The following is a 19,006-nucleotide window of genomic DNA, read 5'->3' as shown; positions in this document are numbered from 1 at the left end:
CATAAGGCACCGCGCGGCCTTTCACCCCCTGGGCTCTGACCCCGTCTCGCCGGCGGCCAACAACCGCCGGGCGAACCGGCCCTCAACCATGAAAACGCTCGTCGTCCATTGCCATCCGAACCCTGACAGCTTCAACCACGCGCTCTACCGCACCGCCCTCGAGGCGCTCCAGCCGCGACATCCCGTCAAGGCCATCGACCTGTACGCCGAGGGCTTCGACCCCACGCTGACATGCGAAGAGCGCATCGCCTACCTCGACAACCCCGACCTGATACGCGAACGTGTGAAACCCCACGTCGAAGCGCTGCTGTGGGCCGAGCACCTGGTGTTCGTGTTTCCCACCTGGTTCCACGGGCCGCCGTCGATGCTCAAGGGCTGGCTGGAGCGGGTGTGGCTGCCGGGCGTGGCCTTCCTGCCGGCGGAACGCAAGGGACAGCTCGCGAGGTCGGGCATGCGGCACATCCGGCGGCTCACGGTGGTGACCACCGGCGGCTCGCCGCGCTGGTTCGTGATGGTCATCGGCGATCCGGGCAGGCGGCTCTTCACGCGGGCGCTGCGCGCGCTCTTCGCGTGGCGCTGCAAGGTGACCTGGCTGCAGCTGCACGACATGAACGCCGTCACCGCGAGCGACCGCACCCATTTCATCGAACGCGTCTCGCGCAAGCTGGGCAGCATCTAGCAGAAGAGCCACCGACTCCAGAGGGAGACACAACATCATGAGCCTCGAACGCACGCTCACCGTCCGCGTCGAACGCATCTCGCGCCAGACGCCGGAAATCCTGGCCTTCGAGCTGGCCCACCCGTGGGGCCGGCCGCTGCCTTCCTACGAGGCCGGCGCGCACATCGACGTGCACATGCCCGGCGGCTTCTCGCGCCAGTACTCGCTGGCGCGCGCGCCATCGGCCGCCAACGCGGGGCGCTACGTGATCGGCGTGAAGCGCGAGCTGTCGAGCCGCGGCGGCTCGGCCTCGATGCACGAGCGTGTGCGCGAGGGCGACCTGCTGCCGATCAGCGCGCCGCGCAACACCTTCCCGCTGCGCGAGGAGGCCACGCATCACCTGCTGCTGGCCGGCGGCATCGGCATGACGCCGCTGCTGGCGATGGCTCAGGCGCTCGCGGCGCGCGGCGCGGCCTTCACGCTGTGCGTGTTCGCGCGCAGCGAGGAGCACCTGGCTTTCGCCGACGCGCTGCGCATGCCTGCGCTGGCGCCGCACCTGCGGCTGCATCTCGACCAGGGCGATGCCTCGCAGCGCATCGACCTGCGCTCGCTGCTGGCCGAGCGCGCTCCCGGCACGCACCTGTACGTATGCGGCCCCGGCGGCTTCATGCAGGCGGTGCGCGACGCCGCCGCGCACTGGCCCGAAGACGCGCTGCACGCCGAGTACTTCGCCGCGCCCACCGACGCGGGCGCGGCCGCCGGCCTGCCCTTCACGCTGAAGCTCGCCAAGCGCGGCATCACGGTGCCGGTGGCGGCCGACCAGACCGCCGTCGACGCGCTGCACGAGGTCGGCATCGACATTCCGGTGTCGTGCCAGCAGGGGCTGTGCGGCACCTGCGTGGTCGAGGGCGATGGCGAGGGCGCCGAGCACCGCGACTTCTGCCTCACGGGCAGCGAGCGCCGCCACAAGGTGGCGCTGTGCTGCTCGCGCGCCAAGGGGCTGGAACTGGAACTGCAGCTGTGAACGCACGCGCCGCCATCACGGAAGAGAGCGACGGCGAGGCGCCCGCCACGCGCGGCCGCTCGCGCAAGTACACGCAGGTGCTCGGCCTCATCAACCAGGCCGCCATCGAGGTGTTCGCGAGCGAGGGGCTGGCCGGCGCGTCGACGCAGGCCATCGCCGACAAGGCGGGGCTGTCGAAGGCGCAGCTGCACTACTACATCGACAGCAAGGAGGCGCTGTACCGCCAGGTGCTGCAGGACATCCTCAACGACTGGATCGTGGTGTTCGGCTTCAGCGACGAGGCCTTCGGCCCGCGCAAGGTGCTGGGCGACCTGATCCGCCGCAAGATGATGTTCTCGTTCGAGCACCCGCTGCGCTCGCGCATCTTCACCGCCGAGATGATGCGCGGCGCGCCGGTGCTCAACAGCATGATGGACACGAGCAAGCAGCGCACCGACCAGGCCGCCGCCGTGATCCGCAACTGGATGAACCAGGGCCTGATGGACGAGGCCGACCCGATGCTGGTGCTGTTCCATATCTGGGCCGTGACCCAGTTCTACGCCGACCACGCCACGCAGGCCGCCTACTTTCGCGACACGGCCCAGCAGGGCCAGGGTCAGGATAAGGACAGCAAGGACCGGCGCTACCTGATCGAGCAGGTGACCGAGTTCCTGCTCAAGGGCGCCGGCGTCAGGTAGACGAGGAAGACGACGAGAAGGCGGTCCGGGGCAGGTACATGGTGGCTTCGACTTCCACCAGCACCTCGTCCCCCGGCAGGAAGCGCGACACCTCCACCACCGTGCTCACCGGCGGCTCTCCCGGATAGAACAGGCCGCGCACCCGGTTGTAGAAGGCGTAGTGCGGCAGGTGGCGGAAGTACTGCACCAGCTTCACCACGTCTTCCATCGTGCCGCCGTGCTCGGCCGCGATCTGGCGGATGCGCTCCAGCACGAACCAGCTCTGCGCGACGATGGGCGCCTCGAACACATCCACCGACATCTGGCCGGTGGCGTAGCCCACGCTTTGCAAGGCGGTACGCGCTTCTTCGGGGATGGCGTCGTAGCCGGCGACCGCGCGGCGCGTGGCCGGGTCGACGGCGACCACGCCGCTCATGAAGACGAAATCGCCCACGCGCTTGGCGGCCGCGTAGTTGGCCATTGGCTTGCCCATGCTCATCGTTCGTTGCTCTCCAGTGCCTGGCCGGCGCGGATGACGGTGCGTTGCCGCCCGCGCGGGCCGATCAGTTCATGTTCCCCGGTGGCCGACAACACCAGCAGGTCGGCCGGGCAGCCCGGCGCGATGCGCCCGTCCCATGCGAGCCCCAGCGCCTTCGCGGGGCTCACGGTGATGGTGTCGAGCCAGTCGCCGGCCGGCGCGAGGTGCGCCACCTGCACGCCGAGGCCGAAGGTCTCCAGCAGGTCGTAGCTGCCGTAGGGATAGAAGGCATCCTGCACGTTGTCGGTCGCCAGGCTCGCACGCAAGCCCCGTGCCGCCGCTTCGTGGATGCGCGTGATGCCGCGGCTCACCGGCGTGCGGTCCCACGCGCCCTGCAGGTAAAGATTGGTGGTGGGCAGCGCGACGATGTGGATGCCCGCGCCGGCGCACAGCGCGAGCGTCTCGGCCGCAACCGCGTCTTCCTGCACCGACAACGAGCAGGCATGGCCGCAGACCACGCCATGCCTGAAGTCGCGCGCACGCACCAGCTGGGCGATGCTGCGCAGGCCGGTGGCCTCGATGTCTAGGCCCTCGTCGACGTGGAAGTCGAGCGACAGGCCGTGCTGCTGCGCGAGATCGAACACCCGCCCCAGCTTGTGGACGATGCCCTCGTTGCGATAGACGAAGGCGCCGAGCACGCCGCCCGTGCGCTTCACCTCGCGCGCGATGCGCTCGCCCGCCTCGATGTCGGCGAACAGGTCGAGCGGCGTGAGCGAGACGAACTGCAGCTCGATGCGCCCGCGCCATTCCTCGCGCAGCGCCTCGAACACCGCCAGCGCGGCCGGCGGCTCGGGCTGCACCCAGTCGAGGTGCGTGCGCAGCGCGCGGGTGCCTGACTGCCAGGCGTCGCGCAGCGCGCGCTCCATGCGCAGGCGCAGCGATTCGCCGGTCCAGCTCTCGCGGTGGCGGTTCATGCGCTCGATGGCGACGAACAGGTTGCCCTGCGCGGCGCCCACGTCCTGCACGGTGTAGTTCTTGTCGATGTGCGCATGCGCCTCGACCAGGGCGCTCAGCAGCGTGCCTTTGGCTTGCTGCTGCTGTTGTGCGCTGGGCGTGATCGATCCGACCCTGTCGCCCGCCAGCACGATGTCGAACAGCTGCGCCTCGCCCGCCGCGAAGCCACGCAGCGGCGCCGGAATGCGCAGCCCTTCGAGCTTCATGCGCGCCGCTGCTTCCAGTCGCGCAGCCAGCCGAGGCCGGCCGAAGTGCCGCCGGGCTCCGAGCCGCGGCGCGGCCGGTACTCGCAGCCCACCCAGCCCTGCCAGCCGCACTGCGCCGACACCTCGTCGAGCACGTCGAAGAGGTAGGGGTAGTTCTGCTCGCCGGTGTCGGGCTCGTTGCGCTCGGGCACGCCCGCGATCTGGATGTGGCCGACGCGGCCGGTCGGCAGGTACTTGCGGATCTTCATCGCCACGTCGCCCTCGACGATCTGGCAGTGGTACAGGTCCATCTGCACCTTGAGGTTGGGCGCGCCCACGGTCTCGACGATCTCGTGCGCATGGTCCTGCCGGTTGATGAAGAAGCCCGGAATGTCGCGCGTGTTGATCGGCTCGATCAGCACGTCGCGGCCCGCTTTGGCGGCTTCGGCGGCAGCCCAGCGCAGGTTGTCGACGTACACCGGCTGCAGCGCGTCGCGCTGCTGTCCTGCGGGCACGAGGCCGGCCATGACATGGATGCGCGGGCAGTCGAGCGCCACGGCGTAGTCGATGGCCTTGGCGATGCCCTCGCGGAACTCGGGCTCGCGCCCCGGCAGGCAGGCCAGCCCGCGCTCGCCGCCGTTCCAGTCGCCCGGCGGGCCGTTGAACAGCACCTGCTGCAGGCCGTTGTGCTTCAGCCGGGCGACGATTTCTTCCTTCGAGAAGTCGTAGGGAAAGAGGTATTCCACGGCCTTGAAGCCGTCCTTCGCGGCGGCGTCGAAGCGGTCGAGGAAGGCGAGCTCCGGATAGAGCATCGAGAGGTTGGCTGCGAATTGGGGCATGGGGTGTTTTTACTACCAGCGCGCGCCGAAAGTGCGGCGCAGTTCATCGATCTGATCGGCATCCAGCGGCTCGGGCCTTGCGGCCTGCGCGAGCTGCTGGAGCCTGGCGGTTTCCTCGAGTTCCTCGAGCACGGCCATGGCGGCGGCCGGCGTGTCGTGCCACACGTTGGGACCGAGGCGCGTGAGCATCACGGCGCGGATCGGCGTGCCTGCGGCGCCGAAGCGCTCGATGGCCTGGGCGACCTGTTCAGCGGCTTCGGGCGCGCCGGGGCGGTGATACGGGATGACCGGCACATGGCCAACCTTCATCACGAAGTAAGGCGTGAGCGCGGGCAGCAGTTCGTCGCCGGGCGCCTTCAGCGTGAGCGCGACGCAGTGCGTGCTGTGCGTGTGGATCACGCAGGCGGTGTCCGCATCGAACTTCCGCGCGGCAGCGTAGATGCGCGTGTGCAGCGCGATGGTCTTGCTGGCGCGGTCGCCGCCGGTCTGATGCCCTTGCGCGTCGAGCCTCGCGAGCCGCGCCGGGTCGAGAAAGCCGAGGCAGGCGTCGGTGGGCGTGATGAGAAAGCCGCCGTCGTCCAGCCGCACGCTGATGTTGCCGGCCGTGGCGTGCACATAGCCGCGCTCGAACAGGCTGCGGCCGACGCGGCAGATTTCCTCGCGTGCTTCGTTCTCTGCTGTCATGCGAGCACTGTAAATGCCTTGGTGAAGAAATCGTCGCTGCCGAAGTTGCCGGACTTCAGCGCGATGTGCACGCCGGCCTCCGGCGCCGCCTCGGAGCGCGCATGGCACCACGGCACGCCCGGATCGATCTGCGGGCCGATCTGCATCTGCGCGATGCCCAGCGCCTGCACGCAGGCGCCCGAGGTCTCGCCGCCGGCCACCACCAGCCGGTGCACGCCGCGCTCGACCAGCCCACGCGCGATGGCGGCGATGGCGCGCTCGACCATCGCACCGGCTTCTTCCACGCCGAGTCGGCCCTGCACCGACTTCACGGCGCCGGCCTCGGCGGTGGAGTAGACGAGCACCGGGCCTTTGTCGATCAGCGGCGTGGCCCATGCAAGCACTTCGGCCGCGACATCCACGCCCGCCGCGATGCGCAGCGGATCGATGGCGAGCGCCGCGCCGCCGCGCTGGATGAAGTCGAGCACCTGCCGGTTGGTGGCCAACGAGCAGCTGCCCGAGACCACAGCCGACTTGCCGCCGGCCTTGGGCAGCGCGCTGGCCTGCGACGAGGGCGCAAGGCCGAAGTTGGCCGGCAGGCCGATGGCCACGCCCGATCCGGCCGTCACCAGCGGCATCTTCGCGAGCGCCGGGCCCATGCGCAGCAGGTCGTCGTTAGACACCGCGTCGACAATGGCGATGGAAACGCCCTCGGCCTTGAGCTGCGTGATGCGCTCCTCGATGGCGGCGGCACCGCGCGCCACCACCGCGTAGTCGACCAGCCCCACCTTGCGCTTGCACTGCGCCTGCAGCACGCGCACGAGGTTGGGGTCGGTCATCGGCGTGAGGGGGTGGTTCTGCATGCCGCTCTCGTTGAGCAGCACGTCGCCCGCGAACAGGTAGCCCTTGAACACGGTGCGCTTGTTGTCGGGGAAGGCGGGCGTGGCGATGGTGAAGTCGCATTCCATCGCGTCCATCAGCGCCTCGGTCACGGGGCCGATGTTGCCCTGCGCGGTGCTGTCGAAGGTGGAGCAGTACTTGAAGTAGATCTGCTGCGCGCCCTGCGACTGCAGCCAGCGCAGGGCATCCAGCGACTGGGCGATGGCATCGGCCGGTGCGATGGTGCGCGACTTGAGCGCAACGACGACCGCATCCACGTCGACAGCAAGGGGACCTTCGGGCACGCCGATGGCCTGCACCACCCGCATGCCGGCGCGCACGAGGTTGTTGGCGAGGTCGGTGGCGCCGGTGAAATCGTCGGCGATGCAGCCGAGCACGAGCTTGGACATGACGTTCAGTCCTTCGCGATGGACAGCTTCACGGCCTGCGCGTTCTCGCGCACGTAGTCGCGCAGGATCGCGTCGAAGCTGGCGTCGGCCTTCAGGCCCAGCGCCTCGGCGCGCGCGGCGTGGATGCGGCTGGGCCAGCTGGTGACGATCTTCGCGATGGCGGCGTCGGGCTCCCAGTCGATCAGGCCGGTGGCTTCCTTACCCGCGATGCGTTCGAGCGCCTGCGCCATCTCGCGCACGGTGGTTGTCAATGCGGGCAGGTTGATGGCAGTGCGCGCGCCCCACTCGGCGGCGCTGGCCGTGGCCGCGCGCACGATGCCCGCGACGGTGTTGCCGGGAGAGGCCAGCGCGACCGCCGTGTCGGGCGACACCGGGCAGCGCGCGCGCTCGCCGGCCAGCGGCTCGCGCAGCATGCCGCTCAAAAAGCTGGAGGCCGCGCCGTTGGGCCGGCCGGGGCGCACCGACACCGTCATCAGCCGCACGTTGCGGCCCTGCACGAAGCCCTTGCGCGTGAAGTCAGCCACCAACTGCTCGCCGATGAACTTCTGGATGCCGTAGCTGTTCTGCGGCGTGGGCAGCGTGGTGTCTTCGATCACCGCGGGCAGGCGCTGCTCGGGCGAATCGCCGAACACCGCGACCGAGCTGGAGAACACGAACACCGGCGAGTGGCTCGCGCGGCGCGCGGCTTCTAGCAGGCCGTGCGTGGCGTCGAGGTTGCTGCGCATGCCGAGGTCGAAGTCGGCCTCGCACTCGCCGCTCACTGCCGCGGCGAGGTGGAACACGAGCTGCGTGTCGGCGATGGGCAACGCGCCATTGCCGAGCTGCTCCAGCAGGTCGCCCTGCACGAACTGCACGCGCGCGTCGGCTGCGAGGTCGGCGGGCGGCGGCACGCGGTCGGCCAGGGTGATGCGCGAGACGGGCTGCGCGGCCGAGCCGGCCAGCGCGAGGTTGCCGCCCGCGAGCAGCGTGCGGGTGAGGCGGGCGCCGAGAAAGCCGCAGCCGCCGGTGATGAGGATGTTCATGTCGTCTTGTCTTTCTTCGTCGTTCTCTTCTAGAGCGCGGGCAGGAAGCGCAGCAGCGCGTCGGCCACCGCTTCGGGTGCCTCGCGCTGCGGGAAGTGGCCCACGCCGTCGAGCAGCTCGCGGCGGTAGGGGCCGCTGAAGAAGCGTTCCTTGCCGGCGGAGGTGTCGGGATGATTGCAGGAATCGGCCGCGCCGTGCAGCACCAGCGTGGGCACCGAGAGCACGGGCGCGGGGTTGAGCGCGGCGTCGTCGGCCGCGTAGTGCGGATCGCCGGGCGCGTGGCCCCAGCGGTGGCGGTACGAATGCACCACCACGCGCGCCCAGTCGTCGCCCTCGAAGGCGGCGGCGGTGGCCTCGAACTCGGCGGGCTCGTACCAGCCTTCGGGCGCCCAGGTGTCCCACATCATCCGGGTGAAGGCGATGCGGTCGTCGTGCACGGTGCGCTCGCCGCGCGGCGTGGCCATGTACCAGTGGTACCAGTAGTTGCGCGCCTGCGCGAGCGGCATCGGCTGGTCGGGTGCGTTGGTGCCATAGCCCACCGACATCAGCGCGAGCGCGCTCGCCACGCCCGGCCGCAGCCCGCAGGCGTTGGCCACCGCACGCGCGCCCCAGTCGTGGCCGACCAGCGCGGGCTGCTTCAGGCCGAGCGCATCGATGAACTCGAGCAGGTCGCGGCCCAGCGCAGAGAGCTGGCCGCTGCGCGGCGTGTCGTCGTGCTGGAAGCGCGTGGGCGCGAAGCCGCGCAATGCCGGCGCGAGCACGCGCCAGCCGGCCGAGGCCAGCCGCGATGCGACGCCGTTCCAGCAGCGGGGGCTGTCGGGCCAGCCGTGCACCAGCACGACGGTCGCGGCGCCGGACGGGTTCCATTCCTCGTAGCCAATGCGCAGCAGCGGCGTGTCGACGAAGCTGGTCTGCGGTTCGCTCATGAGGCATTCCCCTTCGGGGCCGGCACCTCGATGCCCGGGAAGATCTTGATGACGGCGCTGTCGTCCTCGCGCGCGAATCCCGCGGTCGAGGCCTGCATGAACATCTGGTGCGCGGTGGAAGACAGCGGCAGCGGAAACTTGCTGGCGCGCGCCACGTCGAGCACCAGGCCCAGGTCCTTCACGAAGATGTCCACGGCCGAAAGCGGCGTGTAGTCGCCCGCGAGCACGTGTGCCATGCGGTTCTCGAACATCCAGCTGTTGCCCGCGCTGTGCGTGATGACCTCGTACAGCGCCGCCGGGTCCACGCCCTCGCGCAGCCCCAGCGCCATGGCCTCGGCCGCCACCGCGATGTGCACGCCGGCCAGCAGCTGGTTGATGATCTTCACCTTGCTGCCCGCGCCCGCCTTGTCGCCCAGGCGGTAGACCTTGGCGGCCATGGCGTCGAGCACAGTGCCGGCGCGCTCGTAGGCGGCGGGGGTGCCGGCGGTCATCATCGTCATCTGGCCGCTCGCGGCCTTGGCAGCGCCGCCGGAAATCGGCGCGTCGAGGTACAGGATGCCCTGCTTCGCCAGGCGTGCTTCGAGCGCCACCGACCAGTTCGGATCGACGGTGGAGCACATCACGAACAGGCTGCCGGGCTTCATCGACGCGGCGCAGCCGGGCACGGTGCCGTCGCCGAACAGCACCGACTCGGTCTGCGCGGCGTTCACCACCACGCTGACCACGATGTCGCACTGCGCACCGAGCTCGGCCAGCGTGGCGCAAGCCGTGCCGCCCTCGCGCGCGAAGGCTTCGGCGGCCTCGCGGCGCACGTCGAACACATGCGGCGCATGGCCCGCGCGGCGCAGCGACTGCGCCATGCCGGCGCCCATGGCGCCCAGGCCCACGAGGCCGACGACGGGGGTGTTGTTGCTGGAAGTCATGCGGGGTTCTTTCGATGTTGGTCGGTCAACGGTTGACCAGTTGCTTCGGCGTGAACCACACGGCGATGGCGCCGAGCACCAGCGCGCCGGCCAGCACGTACATGCCGATCTGCGTGCTGCCGGTGAGGTCCTTCAGGTAGCCGATGAGATAGGGGCTCACGAAGCCCGCAAGGTTGCCCACCGAGTTGATGGCGGCGATGCCGGCGGCGGCGGCCGTGCCCGAAAGGAAAGCCGTGGGCAGCGACCAGAAGAGCGGCGCGCAGGTCAGCACGCCGGCGGCGGCGAGCGACAGGAAGGCGAGCGACACGGCCGTGTTCTGCGTGTACGAGGCCGCCACGGTGAAGCCCACCGCGCCCATCAGCGCGGGCACGATCAGGTGCCAGCGGCGCTCCTGGCGGCGGTCGGCGCTGCGGCCGAAGAGGTTCATCGCGACGATGGCGCAGAGGAAGGGAATGGCGCTGAGCAGCCCGATGTTCAGGTTGCCCTGCACGCCCGTGGCCTTGACCAGCGTGGGCAGCCAGAAGGTCAGCGCGTACTGGCCCATGACGAAGGCGAAGTAGATGAAGGCCATCCACCAGATGCGCGCGTCGCGGAACACGCCGGCCACCGAGTGCGGGCCCTTGGCGCCGTGGGCGGCGTCGCGCGCCACCTCGCGCTGCAGCAGCGCCTTTTCCTCGGCGCTCAGCCAGCGCGCCTGGGCGATGCCGTTGTCCAGGTACAGCAGCACCATCACGCCGATGAGCACGGCAGGGATGGCCTCGATGAGGAACATCCACTGCCAGCCGCTCATGGCCGACACGCCGTGGAAGCTGTCCATGATCCAGCCCGACAGCGGGTTGCCGAAGATGCCCGCCACCGGAATGGCCGACATGAACACCGCGATGATCCGCGCGCGCCGGTGCGCCGGATACCAGTGCGTGAGGTAGAGGATCACGCCCGGATAGAAGCCCGCCTCGGCCAGCCCGAGCAGGAAGCGCAGGATGTAGAAACTGGTGGGCGTCTTCACGAACATGAAGCAGGCCGACAGCAGGCCCCAGGTGATCATGATCCGCGCGATCCAGATGCGCGCGCCCACGCGGTTGAGCAGCAGGTTGCTCGGCACCTCGAACAGGAAGTAGCCCAGGAAGAAGATGCCCGCGCCCAGGCCGAACACGGTTTCGCTGAAGCCCAGGTCCTGGCCCATCTGCAGCTTGGCGAAGCCGACGTTCACGCGATCGAGGTACGCGATCACGTAGCAGAGCATGAGGAAGGGCACGAGGCGCCAGAACACCTTGGCGTAGGCGCGCTTTTCGAGCGCTGCGTCGGCGGCAGATGCGGCGGCGGACGATGCGGCGCCGGCCGGGAGGGTCGAGGAAGTCATGAAAAAAGCTTTGTCTCGGATGATTTGTCAGGTCATCATACAAATCTAGGTTTTGCTGGCCGACCCGGGTAAACCCTCGGGACGGCCGCCTTTCAGCGGCTTTCTGGTGACTTCGTGTATCGGCGGCCGGGCTCAGCCGCCGACCGGCCAGCCTTCGACCAGCGGACGGGCGAGCTGCTCGCCCTCCTGCTGCCAGAACACCGGATCGGCCTGCTCGATGCGGCGGATCGCGTTGTCCATGTGACTCTTGGCGGCCTCGCGCGCGCGCAGCGGGTCGCCAGCCTCGATCGCCTCGACGATGCGCGCATGCTCCTGCGCCACCTCGCGCGCGAAATCGGCGCGGCGCGCCTCGTTGGCGCGCGTGACGCGGGTGGCGCCGTGCAGGAACTGCCGCAGGTACTGCAGCGTGCCGATCAGGAACGGGTTGCGCGCGGCTTCGGCGATGGCGCGATGGAACAGCACGTCCTCGTCCGCCCCGTTGCCGCCGGCCTCGACCGCCGCGTGCAATGCGGCGATGGCGTCGCGGATGCGCTGCACGTCCTCTTCCGTACGCCGCTCGGCCGCCAGCGCGGCCACCTCGGCCTCGAGCGCGCGGCGCAGCTCGACCATCTGGATCACCGCCTCGCGTGAGGCCACATGCGGCATCTCGAAGCGCAGCGGCTCGACGCCGGCGGCGCGCACGTAGACGCCGCTGCCCTGGCGCGAATCGAGCAGCCCCAGCGACTTCAGCCGCGACACCGCTTCGCGCACCACGGTGCGGCTCACGCCGAACTGCTCGGCCAGCGCGGTCTCGGTGGGCAGCCGGTCGCCCTCCGACAGGCGCCCGCTGCGCACCTCGGCCGCGAGCGCATCGGCCACCTGGTCGGCCAGGCGGACAGCGGGGGCGATGGACTGGAAGCGGGCGGTCATGGGCGCGAAGGTGGTGGGGCCTGCGACTCTAACGCAGGGCCCGCCACTTTCGCGGCTGCTGCAGGTCAGCTCAGTGCGTGGCGCGCAGCGTTCGCGATGCTCTTCGCATCGACACCGAAGAAGCCCCGCAGCGCCGCACGCGTGTCGCTGCGCCCGAAGCCGTCGGTGCCCAACGTGATGTAGCGGCGGCCTTCGGGCAGGAAGGCGCGAACGCTCTCGGGCACGGCGCGCACGTAGTCGGTGGCTGCGACTATCGGCGCCTTTCCGGCACCGAGCTGCCGCGCGATGAATGGCGTATCGGCCTTCTCGCCAGCCAAGGCGCGCTGCTCGCAGGCCAGGCCGTCACGCGCGAGTTCGCTCCAGCTCGTCACGCTGAACACCTCGGCCTCGATGCCCTCGTCGGCCAGCAGCTGCGCGGCCTTGACGACCTCGGTGAGGATCGCGCCCGAGCCCATCAGCGTCACTTTCTTCTTCGCCTTGCCGCCCGATGCCGGCGCATAGGTGCCGAAGCGATAGCAGCCGCGCAGGATGTCGCCTTCCGCGCCGGCCGGCACGTCGGGCTGCGCGTAGTTCTCGTTCATGAGCGTGACGTAATAGAACACGTCCTGCTGCTCGACCATCATTTCGCGGATGCCCGCGTCGACGATCACCGCCATCTCGCCCGCGAAGGCCGGGTCGTAGGCCTTGCAGTTGGGAATGGTCGCGGCCACGAGGTGGCTGCTGCCGTCCTGGTGCTGCAGACCCTCGCCGCCGAGCGTGGTGCGCCCGGAGGTGGCGCCCAGCAGGAAGCCGCGCGCCCGTTGGTCGGCGGCAGCCCAGATCGCGTCGCCCACGCGCTGGAAACCGAACATCGAGTAGTAGATGTAGAAGGGCAGCATCGCCAGCCCGTGCACGCTGTAGCTGGTGGCCGCGGCCGTCCAGCTCGCGATGGCGCCGGCCTCGCTGATGCCCTCTTCCAGGATCTGCCCGTCGGTGGCCTCGCGGTAGCTCAGCACCGAGCCGATGTCTTCGGGCGCATAGCGCTGGCCCACGCTCGAATAGATGCCGACCTGCTTGAACAGGTTGGCCATGCCGAAGGTGCGCGCCTCGTCGGCCACGATGGGCACGATGCGCGGGCCCAGGGCCTTGTCCTTCATCAGGTTGCCCAGCATGCGCACGAAGGCCATGGTGGTGCTCATCTCCTTGCCGCCGGCGACGGTGGCGAACTGCGCGTAGCTCGCGATGTCGGGCTTGGCCACCACCTCGCAGGCGGTCTCGCGGCGCGGCATGGCGCCGCCGAGCGCCTCGCGGTGCTGGCGCAGGTAGCGCATCTCGGCGCTGTCTTCGGCCGGGCGGTAGAAGTCCATCGCGGTGGCCTGCGCGTCGGTCAGCGGCAGGTTGAAGCGGTCGCGGAATTCGATGAGGTCGACGTCGCCCATCTTCTTGTGCGAGTGCGTGGTCATCTTGCCCTGCGCGGCGCTGCCCATGCCATAGCCCTTCTTGGTGTGGGCGAGGATCACGGTGGGCTGGCCCTTGTGCCTGGCCGCAGCCGCGTAGGCGGCGTGGATCTTCACGAGGTCGTGACCGCCGCGCTTGAGGCGGTCGATCTGCTCGTCGGTCATGCCTTCGGCCAGGCGCGCGAGCTCGGGGTTCTGGCCGAAGAAGTTGTCGCGGTTGAAGCGGCCGTCCTTGGCCGCGAAGGTCTGCATCTGGCCGTCGACGGTGTTGGCGAACACGCGGGCCAGCGCGCCGCTCACGTCCTGCGCGAAGAGGCCGTCCCAGTCGCTGCCCCAGATGAGCTTGACGACGTTCCAGCCGGCGCCGGCGAAGAGCTTCTCGAGCTCATCGATGATGCGGCCGTTGCCGCGCACCGGGCCGTCGAGGCGCTGCAGGTTGCAGTTGACCACCCACACGAGGTTGTCGAGCTTCTCGCGCGCGGCGAGCGTCAATGCGCTCATCGATTCGGGCTCGTCCATCTCGCCGTCGCCGAATACGCCCCACACTTTTCGACCTTCGCAGTTCAGCAGGTTGCGGTGCGTGAGGTAGCGCATGAAGCGCGCGTGGTAGATCGAGCTGATGGGGCCGATGCCCATCGAGCCGGTCGGGAACTGCCAGAAGTCCGGCATCAGGTACGGGTGCGGATAGCTGCACAGGCCCCGCGCGCCGCTGCCGCTGGCGAAGGCGGGCGCGGTGAGCTCCTGGCGGTAGTGCTTCAGGTCTTCCTCGCTCAGGCGGCCTTCGAGGTACGCGCGGGCATAGACGCCGGGGGCGCTGTGCGGCTGGAAGAAAACGAGGTCGCCGCGGTGGTGTTCGCTTCGCGCGTGGAAGAAGTGGTTGAAGCCGGTTTCGAACAGGTCGGCCGCGCTCGCGTAGCTGGCGATGTGGCCGCCGAGCTCGCCATACGCCTGGTTCGCCTTGGCCACCATCGCGAGCGCGTTCCAGCGCATCAGCGAGGCGAGCTTTTCCTCGATGGCGAGATCGCCCGGGAAGGGCGGCTGGTCTTCCACCGCGATGGTGTTGACGTACGGCGTTGCCAGCTCGGGCTGCCAGCCGATGCGCTGCTGCCGCGCAAGGCGGGCCAGCTCGGCCAGCATCTGCCTGGCGCGCTGCGGCCCCTGCGTTTGCGCCAGCGCAACGAAGGCATCGCGCCACTCGGCGGTCTCGGCGGGGTCGGGGTCGTGCGAGAGCTGCGTTTCATCCAGCAGCAAGGCGCGCATCTGGTCGGGCGAAATCGGGGCGTTCATGACGGCACTTTAGGCCGCAGTGAGCAAAATTAGCTACCGGCAGCGCCAAGCCCATGCAGGCGTCGCAGCATAAAATTCCGTGAAGTTCAATCCATACGGCATTTCATGCAACTCGACGCCATCGACCTGCGCATCCTGGACGAGCTTCAGCGCGACGGCGCGCTGTCGAACGTGGAGCTGGCGCGACGCGTGCACCTCTCGCCGTCGCCCTGCCTGTCGCGCGTGAAAGTGCTGGAGGCCAACGGCGTGATCGACCGCTACGTCGCCCTCGCCAGCGCCAAGGCACTGGGCCTGGGGCTCAACGTGTTCATCTCGATCAGCCTCACCACGCAGAGCAAGCAGTCGCTCGCCGACTTCGAGCAGCGCATCGCCGAGCACGACGAGGTGATGGAGTGCTACCTGATGACGGGCGACAGCGACTACCTGATCCGCATCGCGGTGGCGGACATGGCGGCGCTGGAGAAATTCATCCTGGAACAGCTCACGCCGATTCCGGGGATCGAGAAGATCCGCTCGAGCTTTGCGCTCAAGCAAGTGCGATACAAAACGGCGCTGCCGTTGCCGGCAGCGCCGCTGTAGGGACCCTCGGAGATCGATCAGAGGCCGATCAGGCCGCCGTCGTTCTTCGTGATGACGATGGTCGCCGAGCGCGGGCGGGCGTTGCCGCCTTCCGGCCAGTGGCTCAGGAACTTCGTCGGATCGGAGATGTCGGCCTTGGCCGTGTTCTCGCCCGGGTGCTGGATGTTCACGAACAGCGCACGGCCGTCGCCCGATTCGGCGATGCCGGTGATCTCGCAGTCGATCGGCCCGACCAGGAAGCGGCGCAAGCCGTCTGTGCCCGGCGCCTTGCCGACGAAGGTGGCCTGCGTGGCGGTGGTGGAGCCGTCGACGTTGGTGATGGTCTTCGCGCCGCCGTCGCCGACCTTGCCCGGCAGGGCAGCCAGCAGCATGCAGTTGGTCACGTCGGTGTACGCGCCGTCGTCGGTCTCCAGCCACAGCAGACCGGGAGCGGCTTGGCTGAACCACATGCCGTCGGGGCTGGAGAAGTCGTTGTCGGCGCCGAGGGCGGACAGGTTCACGTCGGCCGATGCGGTAGAGCGCGCGCCGAAGAGGTATACGTCCCACTTGAAGGTGACGGCAGCGGGGTCGCCGCCAGCATCTGCGAAGCGCACGATGTGGCCGTTCGGATTGCCCTTCTGATCGGCGCCGGCGGTCGTCTTGTCGTTGTAGAAGCGGGGGTTGGCGGCGTCGGTCTTCCCGATCGGACGCGAGTTGGCGTTGGTGTTGGTCAGCGTGACGTAGACCTCGCCGGTCTTCGGATTGACGGCCGTCCACTCGGGGCGATCCATCTTCGTGGCGCCGGCGGCGTCGGCAGCGTGGCGCGCATTGACCACCACATCGGCCACGTCGGCGAAGGCATAGGCGGAGTAGCTCGCGGTGATGTTGTTGACGCCAAGCTTCAGCTCGAGCCAGTCGCCCGTGCCGTCGGCCTTGAACTTGGCGACATAGAGCTTGCCGTCGTCCATGTACTTGTCGCCAGCGGCCATGCCGCCGCCGATGTCGGCCGCGTCCCAGTTCTTCGTGGAGACGAACTTGTAGATGTACTCGTTGCGCGAGTCGTCGCCCATGTACCAGACCAGCGGCTTGCCGACCACGACCGGACCCAGGCATGCGCCTTCATGGCCGAAGCGGCCAAGCGCGGTGCGCTTCTTGGGCGTGCTCGTGGGGTTGAACGGGTCGATCTCGACGACCCAGCCGTAGGTGTTGGAGCCGTTGCGGTAGTCGTCGGTGGCGGTGCCGCCCACGACCACGACTTCGGTGTTCCAGCGGCCGTAGAGGTTGTCGGCCGTATCGGGCGTGACGGTGGCCCACAGTTCGCGGCCAGTGCTCGAAACGCCATAGCGGCTGAAGGACGCCAGCTCCTTGGCTGTGCGGTTGGCATTGTCGTTGGCGGCGATGCGGCGGAAGTAGCCAGCCCAGTTTTCCTCGCAGGTGAGGTACGTGCCCCACGGCGTGGTGCCGTTGGCGCAGTTGTTGAGCGTGCCGCGGGTCTTGCTGCCGTCGGTCGAGTACTTGGTCTTCAGGTAGTCGGTCTTGGCGGCCGGGCCCGAGAAGCTCATCTCGGTGAGCGTGTGGACGCGGCGGTTGAAGCCCGAGTCCTGCTTGTAGCTCCATGCGTTGCCGCTCTTGTTGACCTCGATCACGCTCACGCCGTGCAGGTAGAACTCGCGCAGCACTTCGTCGGCGACGGTGCGCGCGCCGCTGACGATGGTCTGGCCGGTGGGATGCAGGAACAGCGGCGTGATGGCCTCGTGGTTCATCACCAGCAGGCCGCGCGATGCACCGGCGGGGTCCCACTTGTTCGACGCGTTCATGCCGAAGTAGGTCATGCCGTCGTGGTGGTCGCCCGCGCGGCGGTCGTAGGTGTCGGCTGCGTCGGTGCCGTCGTTCCTGTAGGCGGCCACGCTCGTGGCGATCGGGTCGCCCAGGCGGTACAGCACGCTGGCGGTGTAGCCGGCCGGCACGGTGACCACGTCGGCAAGGCTCTTGGCCACGGCATTGAAGCCGAGCTTCATCGGGGCGGGGCTTGGCGCGGGAGAAGGAGCGGGCGCCGGGGCGGGGGCTGGTGCAGGGGGAAGGACGGGGAAGGCAGTGCCGCCGCCGCCACCGCCGCCGCAGGCCTGGAGCAGCGCGGTGCCGGCGGTGCCGACGCCCAGGCCGAACAGGTGGCGGCGGCTCAGGCGCGAGGCGATCAGGTCGGTGAACGAGGGGTTCGACGTGGTGTTGGTGCCGATGTCTTCGATTTCGACCGGGCGATCGTCGGTGCGGGTGTTTGCGGTCATGCGCAATGTCTTTCTTCGTGGGTTGGGGAGAAAACCAGCCCGCGAAGTTAGGCACTTCGTATGACGATTCCGTGAATTAATCAGCTTCCAGTCAGGTTGAATCAGGTGTTTTCAGAAAATCTTCATCGAAGCCTTATCCAGATTGGCGCATTCCACCGCTCAGGGCGCCGGCAACTGCCGCGGCCACAGCGCCCACAGCCTCAGCGGCTGGTTCATGCTCGCCGCGAAGCGGCCGGCATCGGCGCCGGTGCCGGCGAAGTAGTCGGCGCGCACCGCGCCGAGGATGGCGCTGCCGGTGTCCTGCGCCACCACCAGTTTCTGCAGCTGCGCCGCCGGTCCGCTGGAAGCCAGCCACACGGGCGTGCCGTAGGGAATGCTCTCGCGGTCGACCGCGATGGAGCGGCCCGCGGTGAGCGGCACGCCCTGCGCGCCGCGCGGGCCGAAGGCGGCGTCGACCTCGCTCATGGTTTCTTCGCGGAAGAACACGTAGCGCGGGTTGCTCCACATCATCTGCGTCACGCGCTGCGGGTTCTGCGCGGCCCAGGCCTTGGTGTCGTCGGGCCACTTGCCGACCTTGGCCACTCCCTGGCTCATCAGCCACTGCTGCACGCTGCGATAGGGTTGCTCGTTGGTGGCCGAGAAGGCCATGCGCACCGTGTGCTGGTAGCCATTGGCCTCGGTGATGCGCAGCCGCCCGGAGCCCTGGATGTGCAGCATCAGCGCGTCGATGGGGTCGGCCATCCATGCGATCTCGCGCCCGCGCAGCGCGGCCTGGGCCTCGGGAAGGGTCTCGATCTCCTGGCGCGTGTACCAGGGGCGGCGTGGCACGAGGCCGTCGGGTGCCTGGTAGATCGGCACGTTGAAGGTGGCGGTGGGCACGCGGGAAGCCTCGTACACCGGCTCGTAGTAGCTGGTGAGCTTGCCCTCGATCTGGCCGTTGAGCGCCTCCACGCGGTAGGGCTGCAGCCGCTCGGTCATCCACTGGCGCTGCTCTTCGGGGGTGGCGATGGCGAGCTGGCGCACGTCGCGGCACAGCGGCGCGAAGGCGGCGTTGGGGCGCGAGCAGTTCGCAAGCAATGCGATCCACGCCTCGTGCAGCGGGTCTTCGCCGAAGCCGGGCAGCTCGCCCCAGCCGACGGGCACCCACCGGCTCTTGGGGTGCGCGAGCGAGCCGGTGAGCGGACCGAGGTCGCGCGGCTGGCTGACGGGGGGGCGGATAGGCGGCTCGGGGGTGCGCGGGCCGGTGGAACAGGCGGCGAGCGTTGCTACGATCACAAGCCCGACCAGCCACTGGAGTCCATTTCTCATGGGTTTGATTCTGCTTGAAGCCCTCGCCGCGGGACTCGTGTTCATCCTGATCATCTGGTGGACCATGTTTTCGGGCCGCAACAAGGGCGAATTGCACGATGACGACGACGAGCCCGAAGCCGGCCGCGGCACCACCGACCGAAAGCCGCCGCCCGAAGCGTGAACTGCTTGTGCAGTCTCCAGCCG

The 19,006-nt window shown here is 69.1% G+C and carries 18 protein-coding genes; 5 read left to right on the top strand and 13 right to left on the bottom strand.

Annotated features, from left to right (window positions below; genetic code table 11):
* The first annotated feature begins 88 nt into the window (after positions 1-88).
* The 3 genes from AC1VNX_RS02250 to AC1VNX_RS02240 are packed head-to-tail and all read left to right on the top strand — an operon-like array spanning position 89 to position 2,359.
* Positions 89-679 (top strand): NAD(P)H-dependent oxidoreductase, encoded by a 591-nt coding sequence (locus AC1VNX_RS02250; RefSeq protein WP_478178903.1) that lies wholly within the window; start codon positions 89-91, stop codon positions 677-679.
* Positions 680-716: 37 nt separating this feature from the next.
* Positions 717-1,682, top strand: a complete 966-nt coding sequence (locus AC1VNX_RS02245) for a PDR/VanB family oxidoreductase (protein WP_483155290.1) — start codon at positions 717-719, stop codon at positions 1,680-1,682.
* The gene (locus AC1VNX_RS02240; protein ID WP_483155289.1) at positions 1,679-2,359 is read left to right on the top strand and encodes a TetR family transcriptional regulator C-terminal domain-containing protein; all 681 of its coding nucleotides are present in this window, start codon (positions 1,679-1,681) and stop codon (positions 2,357-2,359) included. The genes AC1VNX_RS02245 and AC1VNX_RS02240 overlap by 4 nt, the downstream gene beginning before the upstream one ends.
* Here the strand turns inward: AC1VNX_RS02240 and AC1VNX_RS02235 are convergent.
* From AC1VNX_RS02235 to mdeB, 11 genes are all read right to left on the bottom strand, one after another.
* The gene (locus AC1VNX_RS02235; RefSeq protein WP_176665229.1) at positions 2,352-2,837 is read right to left on the bottom strand and encodes a RidA family protein; all 486 of its coding nucleotides are present in this window, start codon (positions 2,835-2,837) and stop codon (positions 2,352-2,354) included. The two genes, AC1VNX_RS02240 and AC1VNX_RS02235, sit on opposite strands and share 8 nt — an antisense overlap.
* Entirely contained in the window at positions 2,834-4,036 is a 1,203-nt protein-coding gene (locus tag AC1VNX_RS02230; protein ID WP_483155288.1) for an amidohydrolase family protein, read from the bottom strand. Before AC1VNX_RS02230 ends, AC1VNX_RS02235 begins: the two co-directional genes overlap by 4 nt.
* Positions 4,033-4,854, bottom strand: a complete 822-nt coding sequence (otnI, locus tag AC1VNX_RS02225; protein ID WP_483155287.1) for a 2-oxo-tetronate isomerase — start codon at positions 4,852-4,854, stop codon at positions 4,033-4,035. Before otnI ends, AC1VNX_RS02230 begins: the two co-directional genes overlap by 4 nt.
* A gap of 12 nt (positions 4,855-4,866) precedes the next feature.
* A complete protein-coding gene (locus tag AC1VNX_RS02220; protein WP_483155286.1) occupies positions 4,867-5,538 on the bottom strand; it encodes a class II aldolase/adducin family protein in 672 nt (223 codons plus the stop codon).
* On the bottom strand, positions 5,535-6,806 hold the full coding sequence (gene otnK / locus AC1VNX_RS02215; protein WP_483155285.1) for a 3-oxo-tetronate kinase: 1,272 nt from the start codon (positions 6,804-6,806) through the stop codon (positions 5,535-5,537). Before otnK ends, AC1VNX_RS02220 begins: the two co-directional genes overlap by 4 nt.
* Before the next feature lie 5 nt (positions 6,807-6,811).
* The gene (gene denD / locus AC1VNX_RS02210) at positions 6,812-7,828 is read right to left on the bottom strand and encodes a D-erythronate dehydrogenase (protein WP_483155284.1); all 1,017 of its coding nucleotides are present in this window, start codon (positions 7,826-7,828) and stop codon (positions 6,812-6,814) included.
* 29 nt (positions 7,829-7,857) lie between these two features.
* Entirely contained in the window at positions 7,858-8,754 is an 897-nt protein-coding gene (locus tag AC1VNX_RS02205) for an alpha/beta fold hydrolase (RefSeq protein WP_483155283.1), read from the bottom strand.
* On the bottom strand, positions 8,751-9,677 hold the full coding sequence (ltnD, locus tag AC1VNX_RS02200; protein WP_483155282.1) for an L-threonate dehydrogenase: 927 nt from the start codon (positions 9,675-9,677) through the stop codon (positions 8,751-8,753). Before ltnD ends, AC1VNX_RS02205 begins: the two co-directional genes overlap by 4 nt.
* Positions 9,678-9,702: 25 nt before the next feature.
* Complete coding sequence (locus AC1VNX_RS02195) at positions 9,703-11,037, bottom strand: MFS transporter (RefSeq protein ID WP_483155281.1); 1,335 nt, start codon at positions 11,035-11,037, stop codon at positions 9,703-9,705.
* Positions 11,038-11,169: 132 nt separating this feature from the next.
* Positions 11,170-11,946: a FadR/GntR family transcriptional regulator gene (locus AC1VNX_RS02190; RefSeq protein WP_483155280.1), complete on the bottom strand. Its 777-nt coding sequence runs from the start codon at positions 11,944-11,946 to the stop codon at positions 11,170-11,172.
* Positions 11,947-12,011: 65 nt separating this feature from the next.
* A complete protein-coding gene (gene mdeB / locus AC1VNX_RS02185; RefSeq protein ID WP_483155279.1) occupies positions 12,012-14,669 on the bottom strand; it encodes an alpha-ketoglutarate dehydrogenase in 2,658 nt (885 codons plus the stop codon).
* 105 nt (positions 14,670-14,774) lie between these two features.
* On the opposite strand from mdeB, the gene AC1VNX_RS02180 reads away from it, so the two are divergent.
* Entirely contained in the window at positions 14,775-15,248 is a 474-nt protein-coding gene (locus AC1VNX_RS02180; RefSeq protein ID WP_483155278.1) for an Lrp/AsnC family transcriptional regulator, read from the top strand.
* 17 nt (positions 15,249-15,265) lie between these two features.
* Here AC1VNX_RS02180 and AC1VNX_RS02175 read toward each other — a convergent pair whose 3' ends face one another.
* Together AC1VNX_RS02175 and mltA are read right to left on the bottom strand one after the other, a co-directional pair.
* Positions 15,266-17,512 carry a PhoX family protein gene (locus AC1VNX_RS02175; protein WP_483155277.1) on the bottom strand — a complete coding sequence of 749 codons (2,247 nt, stop codon included), beginning with the start codon at positions 17,510-17,512 and terminating at the stop codon, positions 15,266-15,268.
* A 159-nt stretch (positions 17,513-17,671) separates the two neighbouring features.
* On the bottom strand, positions 17,672-18,820 hold the full coding sequence (mltA, locus tag AC1VNX_RS02170) for a murein transglycosylase A (RefSeq protein WP_483155276.1): 1,149 nt from the start codon (positions 18,818-18,820) through the stop codon (positions 17,672-17,674).
* Here mltA and AC1VNX_RS02165 point away from each other — a divergent pair.
* Positions 18,819-18,983, top strand: a complete 165-nt coding sequence (locus AC1VNX_RS02165; protein ID WP_483155275.1) for a hypothetical protein — start codon at positions 18,819-18,821, stop codon at positions 18,981-18,983. The two genes, mltA and AC1VNX_RS02165, sit on opposite strands and share 2 nt — an antisense overlap.
* The last annotated feature ends 23 nt before the right edge of the window (positions 18,984-19,006 follow it).

The organism is Variovorax sp. TLI9-5A (assembly GCF_056867935.1).
The sequence above is the reverse complement of the archived record's forward strand: the minus strand, read 5'-3'. Positions and strand labels throughout refer to the sequence as shown.